The 7,407-nt window shown below is 47.8% G+C and carries 8 protein-coding genes; 3 read left to right on the top strand and 5 right to left on the bottom strand.

Annotated features, from left to right (window positions below):
* The first annotated feature begins 91 nt into the window (after window positions 1–91).
* The 3 genes from J4G07_08975 (at window position 92) to J4G07_08965 (ending at window position 3,319) form a co-directional block, all read left to right on the top strand.
* Complete coding sequence (locus J4G07_08975; GenBank protein MCE2414123.1) at window positions 92–379, top strand: MoaD/ThiS family protein; 288 nt, start codon at window positions 92–94, stop codon at window positions 377–379.
* Between the two features lie 106 nt (window positions 380–485).
* Window positions 486–950 carry a M67 family metallopeptidase gene (locus tag J4G07_08970; GenBank protein ID MCE2414122.1) on the top strand — a complete coding sequence of 155 codons (465 nt, stop codon included), beginning with the start codon at window positions 486–488 and terminating at the stop codon, window positions 948–950.
* Window positions 951–997: 47 nt separating this feature from the next.
* Complete coding sequence (locus J4G07_08965) at window positions 998–3,319, top strand: hypothetical protein (protein ID MCE2414121.1); 2,322 nt, start codon at window positions 998–1,000, stop codon at window positions 3,317–3,319.
* Window positions 3,320–3,541: 222 nt separating this feature from the next.
* Here the strand turns inward: J4G07_08965 and J4G07_08960 are convergent, their stop codons facing one another.
* The 5 genes from J4G07_08960 to J4G07_08940 form a co-directional block, all read right to left on the bottom strand.
* Complete coding sequence (locus tag J4G07_08960; protein MCE2414120.1) at window positions 3,542–4,606, bottom strand: Gfo/Idh/MocA family oxidoreductase; 1,065 nt, start codon at window positions 4,604–4,606, stop codon at window positions 3,542–3,544.
* A 297-nt stretch (window positions 4,607–4,903) separates the two neighbouring features.
* Entirely contained in the window at window positions 4,904–5,338 is a 435-nt protein-coding gene (locus J4G07_08955; protein MCE2414119.1) for a HEAT repeat domain-containing protein, read from the bottom strand.
* 173 nt (window positions 5,339–5,511) lie between these two features.
* Entirely contained in the window at window positions 5,512–5,892 is a 381-nt protein-coding gene (locus tag J4G07_08950; protein MCE2414118.1) for a hypothetical protein, read from the bottom strand.
* A gap of 202 nt (window positions 5,893–6,094) precedes the next feature.
* Window positions 6,095–6,508, bottom strand: a complete 414-nt coding sequence (locus J4G07_08945) for a PCP reductase family protein (GenBank protein MCE2414117.1) — start codon at window positions 6,506–6,508, stop codon at window positions 6,095–6,097.
* Window positions 6,509–6,646: 138 nt separating this feature from the next.
* Window positions 6,647–7,366: a hypothetical protein gene (locus J4G07_08940; protein ID MCE2414116.1), complete on the bottom strand. Its 720-nt coding sequence runs from the start codon at window positions 7,364–7,366 to the stop codon at window positions 6,647–6,649.
* Between the last annotated feature and the right edge of the window lie 41 nt (window positions 7,367–7,407).

Below are 7,407 nucleotides of genomic sequence, written 5' to 3'. Positions count from 1 at the left end.
TAACAGGGGGGTAGGATCCCTTTAAAAATCTATTCTTTTCAATAGGGAAATATAGAAAAGTATAGTTTTTTAAGAACAGAAAATATATTTCATGTCTGTAACAGTCCGTATTCCAACCCCGCTGAGACGCTTGACGCAAAACTTGGCAGAGGTTGAAGCAGAAGGTGCCAATATTGAAGGCATCATTGATAACCTTGAAGTAAACTATCCAGGGATGAAAGAACGTCTCTGTGATGACGGCGGAAATATCCGTCGGTTTGTAAATATCTATCTCAACGACGAAGACATCCGCTTCCTCGATGGAAAAGCGACCGCTGTCGAAGATGACGCTGAGATCTCAATTATTCCCGCGATCGCTGGTGGATGCAGTCTATCTTAATGACTATTGCTTGCCAATGCAAGTAACAGTCAGAGATTCCGACGTATTGGCTGTCAGAGAGATTTTCAGCGTTTCTTTCTGACAGCTGATGGTTAATTGCTATTCGATGATAACTTTAAAACCAGAAACCCTCAGTGAGATTTGTGAGCACGCGAAATCGGAGTTTCCCAATGAATGCTGCGGTGTTATTCTGGGAACTGAAACACAAGAATTTGTCCAGAAATGCCGAAACATACAGAATGAACTGCATCAGGAAGATCCAGACACATATCCGCGCGATGCCCGCACAGCCTACGTCATACACCCTGACGATTTAATCGCCGTTCACAAAGAGGCTGACACACAGCAACGGCAAATTAAGGCGTTCTACCACTCACATCCAAATCACGAGGCATACTTCTCCGAAAAAGACAAAGCAGATGCAACCGTATGGGATGAACCCGCATATCCGGATGCCACATATCTGGTTATCTCAGTTTACGACACCGAAATACGCGCGGTGAAGGCTTTCGCGTGGGACGAAACAGCAAACGATTTTACTGAGGTTGACGGACGGCTTGGAGAAACTTAAGACGGTAGAAGCGATTTCCCTAACACCACCCCATTGAGGCGAGAACCATGCAACGCTTGCGAGGTCTTTTGGTGCAGCTTGCAAACCACAACTTGCTCTACAAATGTCAGCAATTGATGCCGGACATGCGCGTTGTTAAAGCCTCTGCCTTCCGACCCTATATTGGAACCCTCACGTTCTCCGCTGCTTCCCTTGCAATCGCCTTAGGAATAACCCTCCAAAAATACATTGTTTTTGAATATCACTCAAACTCCGGTATCGTCGGCTGGCTCAGTGTTAACGCGTATCCGAAACAACAAGAATACTTTTTCTATCTGCTGGCACTGCTTGGCATCCCAACGGCAATATACCTGTACTGGCTGGCATGGTGCGTCTATTCAGGATGGTGTGCTAAACGAACCGCACAACCGATACAGCGTGTTCTGAAAGCAAACGCGTTAGCATCCATTCCGTTATGGCTCTGTTGGCTACAGGTCTACCATATTGGTCAGAGCACACTAACAGGCTTACTCCTACCGATTGGTTTATCCATTTTGCTTAAATTGGCGTTGCTGTATAAGCGGTACTTCCCTACCCTATGGAATTCAGATATTTCCGATGACAGAGGCGGGGGTGAGTCTGCGGAAAAGGACTTGAAATCTCCCGTCCCTCTGAACGAACCGCAAGGTATAATTAAAAAGCGCGGTGGACTTGAATACATTATCCTCCCGATTTTCATCTACCTCCTTACCTATTCTGGAAACATCCACGGCGAAATAGATCTGTTCCACGAAGGTGAACGGCTTGCACCTCTCAACGAAATGCTGCACGGCGCGGTGCCGTTTCGTGACATCTATATCCAGCACGGACTCTTCCAGAATGCTTATCTGGCATGGTTTGGTAGTCAACTCTTTGAACCGACCCTGTTCGGTATGCGTTCAATGGAGGATATATTGGATCCACTCGGCTATGTTGCCCTCTATGTGCTCGGTTTGCAAGTATTCCGTGGTAGATTCTTTACCGCCTTTATCTGCGTGCTTATTGCGTCTGGAACGGGATTTTGGGTATCTGCAAGGCATAGTCTCGGCTTAATTAGCTTCGCCTTCGTAGCGAACTCCCTTACGCACTTCCAAGGCACCCGCACGAACAAGGTCCCCGCATTTGTATGGAAATTGCTCCTCGCTGGGATCTCCACGAGTTTAGCGTTCTGGTATAGCACTGAAATCGGACTCTACACGCTGGGCGCGATCGGATTGTTCCTGGTTATCTATGTGTTCCAAGGCGGTTTTGGAACGGAGGGTGGAAGAGGGCGAGGTTGGAAACCTCGCCAGCCGGAGAGAAGGGGGAGAGAATACCTACCTCCCTTAATCAGCTACGGTTGCGGGGTGCTGTTAGGTTTTTTCTCGGTAGGCATTTATTTTCTCTCCCACGGTGCTTTAGACGATCTCATCTGGAATTCCTACATCCAGTGTCGCTATCAACTCGCAACGTGGGGACTCGCTTTTCCATCTCTATCGGAAACACTTACACTCTTGTCAACAGAGGGTTGGCGTGTCTTCGTCTTAAGTGATGGTTTTCGATGGTATCTGCCCGTTTGCATCTTTCTGATTGTGGCGGCGTACCTGACATATCGGTGCTTATGTGGTACTGGATCGGAACCGAACGCGATGAAACTCCTACTTCTATCGCTGGGTGGCATTGCATACTTCCGAACTGCTTTGGGACGTTCAGATGGTGGTCATCTGATTTATGGCGCGACCTTTTTATGGCTGCTTTGTCTATTTCCATTAGAGAGTGGGATCTTCAAAATGTTCCGTGCGTGTCTATCGTTTCTAAGGGGTAACGGACGCTGGCAGTCCGCACTGACGGCAGCGTGGGTACTGATTCCGACTGCGGTATTCTGTTGGTATGTTGGAGAAGCCCATCAGCCGTTAGCAGGTTTTCGTGAGAAATGGCAACGGTTGCGTCAAAATCCGTTCAAACAACGCGTTGTGACGCAGGAATTAGTGCGCGCAGGGAAGGTGGACATCCCGGACGATCAGGTTGAACATGTCCAACAGGTGGTCGCTTATATTCAGGAAAATACAACACAGAACGAAAAGATTTTCGATTTTACGAGCCAAGGTGCTTACTACTTCTTCGCAAACCGACTGAGCGTTACCCGATTCCATCAAGTCTCGTATGCATCGACAGCTGGGATGCAGCAAGAAGTTATCTCAGCCCTTGAAAGGGACAAAACGCGTTTAGTGATTTTTAAAACAGGAGGTTGGTTCGATGCAGTTGACGGTATTCCTGTCGAGGAACGGCACCCGTTGATTGCGGCATACTTGCAGGCGAACTATGAACTCGCGGTGAATATTAATGAAACGGAGATTTTACTGCGGAAATAACCTTATTATACGGGGAGAGTTCCGCTCTGCAATGACTCATCCGTACAGATGGATATAGCGAAACCCAACAATCCAAGCACTGGAGATGCGAAAATGTGTTGGGTTTCACTCGTATTTTGGTGATTTTAGGTTTTTCGATGAATCTTGAAACGATTTCTGTATGCTAGCGATTTTTCACAGAATCCCGTTCAACCCAACCTACGCACTACATACTGACGACAACTATTTCTGCTGTTCAATGAGGATTTGGTAGATGTCCTCAAAGAGCCTGACATCTGTGAGGGTATCCTCGGCTGAAGAGCGGAAAGGTTCATCGTTGCGGACATTCGCTACAAAGTACTCCGCTTCTCTGTGATATGCCCAGGTCCAACTCGGTCTCGGAATCGGCTGGGTGATTTCTTGTTCTTCTCCAGCACGATAGATTTCGACTTCTGCAGGCGTATTTTTCAAAAGCAACGGCGGTGCCCACGTATGGACCCATCCGTTCTCAAAATAGATTTGACTATGCTCATCCCAACGGTAATGAGAGACATGTCCAGTCTCTAACGTCACACGGATACCGTCCATATCGAAGATAACAATACCAGAATATCCGTTAGCGTCTAAATCGACGACTCTGACGCTAACTTTGTCGCCAGCATCAAGAAACCAACGCATCAGGTTGATATTGTGCGTGTACTGTTGTAGGTATCCTAAATAAGAGCCGCGCCATTGGTCGGGTATCCATTCTGGCGTTTTGACAGGCGCGCTCGGTTTTGTTTCTGTTGTCCCATCCATGTGGGTATCGAGATTACAGACCCAATCCCCACCAAATCCGTGATTTCTGGCGTACGTCAAGCGTCCGAGTTCGTTTGTTTCTCGGAATTGAGCGATTTTTGTCTTGACGATCTCGTTTCCGGCATCGTACCGTTTCATGTAGCCGACCATCAACTTTTTGCCAGACTTTTGTGACGCTGCTACAATAGCTTCGGCTTGTTCAACGGAAACAGCCATCGGTTTCTCCATGAAGACGTGCTTACCTGCCAAAAGGAGATCCCGCGCGATTTCACCTTGCAATGCGAAATCGGCAGACACAGCGACTGCTTCAATATCAGCGTTTTGTGCGAGTTCGTCATGGTCCCGATAAAGTTTAGGGATACCGAAACGGCTTTGGACTTTTTTCCCGAGTTCAGTACGTACCTCTGCAAGCCCAATGAGTTCACAGTCCGGGATGCTTGTAAAATTTGGGATGTGGACTTTCTGTGCCATGAACCCACAACCAATATAACCGAGTCGAATTTTTTCCATTTTTTAATTTTGCCCTAACGGGAGGTATCAGGTGCCGTGTGGCAATGTCCCCGAAACTCAAAGATCCGCTTTTCGCCTTCAGCTACAAGCTGCCATCATTCGATAAGTTTCAAGCGCGCCCGCTCGGAACAATCCTCCATTTTTTAACTTTGCCCTAACGGGAGGTATCAGGTGCCGTGTGGCAATGTCCCCGAAACTCAAAGATCCGCTTTTCGCCTTCGGCTACAAGCTGCCATCATCCGATAAGTTTTAAACTTACCCATGTGGGATGGTCCTCCAGATAATAGAAAAAGATGTCTAACGAAGATAGCGCGCCTCTATCTGTTCCACCGCGGTTTTAGCTCCTTCCCGCACGAGTGCGGAGGCATCGTCTTGGGCGAGTTGCTTCAGTTTACCAAGACTGAGACTCGCCTCCAGTTTACCGAGTGCGATTGCGACGAAGTAGCGCACATCGGCATCTTCGTCGTCAAGTGCTTCTAAGAGGGCGTTTGCATCCGTTAGCGCGGCAAGGTGTCGGTCAGCATCACCGATATTAATCAACGCTTGCGCGGCGAGCCGCCGCGAATGGATGTCTCCGTGAAGGAGAGAGGAGAGCAAGTCGTCGTTTCCTTTGGAAATGACACCTAAGTTATCCCAGTCACAATCCAAACAGAACCATGAATTACCGTCCAATCGACGGAGATTTGCATTTCCACATGAGGGGCATGCCCCAAATTCCTGTTGCTGGCTCATGAATGTATAGCAAAGACACATTGTGCTCGAATGACATAATTGTGTCTATTGTCCTCGTGATGTACGCCGTAGTAGACATAACATCAGTTGTTAATCAGGTTTACCAATTTCTAACCGTAGTTGCAGAATGTAAGAAAAACAAACTGTGCTCCAGTAGCAGAATTTCGTTAGCATTATTGATTGGAAATGGGGTTTCCTTCCAACTCAGGTAACTCACGCCAGATTTCAGGACCCTCTGGTTTGAAATTAATGGTCGCGATGAACTGCATACCGTGATAGAAGTTGATTTTGAATTTGCCACCCCCGAAATTTCCTCTGAGATATTCCAACGGGGCTTCAATCAACGGACCCATTTCGTCGGCGTGATAGAAGGCAAGCGGCTTAAATCGGACTGTATTGCCCACCGGTTCCTGCACGAGTAACTGTGCGGACGTAGCAGGAAAAAGCACCTGAAAGGCTTGCCAAAGGTCGGAAACAGTCGGATCCTGTTTCCCAATGCGTTTTTTAAAGTCGTTCTCAAGGTATTCTGAGAAGGTGTTAAAAACCCAGTCCATGATTTAGCTATGGATTATCGGTTGTCGGTAGGTATGTAGCAGTTGTGGTTGTTTTGCATACCACAAATCGCTCTTAACCGACAACTCACAACTGACAACCACTCCTCCGATAACTGACAACAGATACCCATTACAGCGGTGCCTTTAAGAAGTCCTTCCAATCAAAATTGGGCAGAGGAAACTCCTCCGTGGCTTTACATTGTCAAAACGTCGCTGCTTCCTCGAAAAAGTCAATATCTACACGTTCAACACCGGCTTGCCGTGCATTTTCAGCGACGCGCTGGACAACCATCTCACGGACAAACGGAATTGGTATCCGCTTGACCCGATGCTCGACTTCCTCTGTACAAGGCACTGTGGTGTTGTCAAGGTAGGGACCGTCTTGAAGTACGGCTTCATCAGGATGGTCGCAGGTCTCTGGCACGAGTTGTTGCAGTCGCATTGAAACGTAATTTGTCACCCACTGCTTGAACTCTTCCGTTTTCTCCGTATCAACTCCACTGACATCAGAACGCTGCTCCAATTTTTCGTTGATACTGACAAGCAGACTTTCCAGACGTGTCAAGCGTTCTTCTACATTCGCAATTCGCTCGTGTGTATTCGTTTGTTCGCTCATCTTTAAAATCTTCCTTGCGGTCCGTTGAAGACAGGTTTTACGAGAACGTTCCTTCCCGTATATCCAGTCCGGCGCGTTGCTTGGGCACGCGCTTTGGCTAAAGATTAATACTGATAACTCATGGCTGACAGCCACTGCTCAAATGACCCAATATTTCCAGAGGTCTTCTGGAATTTCGTATTTAATCTCCTCCCGTTTTTTATGGGAGTAGCGTGCGAAGATCCCAAAACGGGGAATATCTTTAACATTTGCTGACCCGGTATGGCAGAGAAACGAGTGCCACAGGACAACATCACCCGCAGCACCGATAAACTCACGGGGTCCCTCTGGCGATAAATCCGAAAGCACATGCCATCCCCAATCCTCAATATCGTAGAAACTACCATCAATCTGCTCCGGATATTGGAGGAAGTACTTGTGCGTTGAATAGTGGCTTTGGGGCCAAAAGACGAAGGCACCGCCGCCGGGTTCGACCTCATACAGATAGGTTGTTGCCCCCAACATAAAGGGACTCCAGCCACCGGGACCGTAAGCGTCAATGTGCCCACTACCCGGTATCGACCACTCTTCTTCAGGATTGGGCCACTTGACGAGTGGTGAACCACCCCCCCCTGTAAATTGCCCACCACCGAGCTGCTCGGTGATCTCTTGCATCACGGGCAGTTGCCCAAACAGTGGCGAGAAACTGAAGTTCTGCACGACGTAATCGCTGGGCCATGTCTCCGGTGTTTCCAAACTGGAATTAAAATGCTTCCATACTTGGGCCCGCCATGTATCAATTATCTCAGGATTGATCAAATTCTTAAGGATAAGGTATCCATGTTCCTGAAAAAATGCTATCTGCTCTGCTGTAAGCATCTGGTTTCCCTTTATCAGTAAAGGACAATGGCTGATAACCG

The organism is Candidatus Poribacteria bacterium, from assembly GCA_021295715.1.
GTDB lineage: Bacteria > Poribacteria > WGA-4E > WGA-4E > WGA-3G > WGA-3G.
The sequence above is the reverse complement of the archived record's forward strand: the minus strand, read 5'-3'. Positions and strand labels throughout refer to the sequence as shown.

Excerpts from the sequence above, each read along its gene's own strand:
- J4G07_08955 (MCE2414119.1), bottom strand. The coding sequence starts at position 5,338 with ATGAGCCAGCAACAGGAATTTGGGGCATGCCCCTCATGTGGAAATGCA.
- J4G07_08975 (MCE2414123.1), top strand. The coding sequence starts at position 92 with ATGTCTGTAACAGTCCGTATTCCAACCCCGCTGAGACGCTTGACGCAA.
- J4G07_08965 (MCE2414121.1), top strand. The coding sequence starts at position 998 with ATGCAACGCTTGCGAGGTCTTTTGGTGCAGCTTGCAAACCACAACTTG.
- J4G07_08950 (MCE2414118.1), bottom strand. The coding sequence starts at position 5,892 with ATGGACTGGGTTTTTAACACCTTCTCAGAATACCTTGAGAACGACTTT.
- J4G07_08940 (MCE2414116.1), bottom strand. The coding sequence starts at position 7,366 with ATGCTTACAGCAGAGCAGATAGCATTTTTTCAGGAACATGGATACCTT.
- J4G07_08945 (MCE2414117.1), bottom strand. The coding sequence starts at position 6,508 with ATGAGCGAACAAACGAATACACACGAGCGAATTGCGAATGTAGAAGAA.
- J4G07_08960 (MCE2414120.1), bottom strand. The coding sequence starts at position 4,606 with ATGGAAAAAATTCGACTCGGTTATATTGGTTGTGGGTTCATGGCACAG.
- J4G07_08970 (MCE2414122.1), top strand. The coding sequence starts at position 486 with ATGATAACTTTAAAACCAGAAACCCTCAGTGAGATTTGTGAGCACGCG.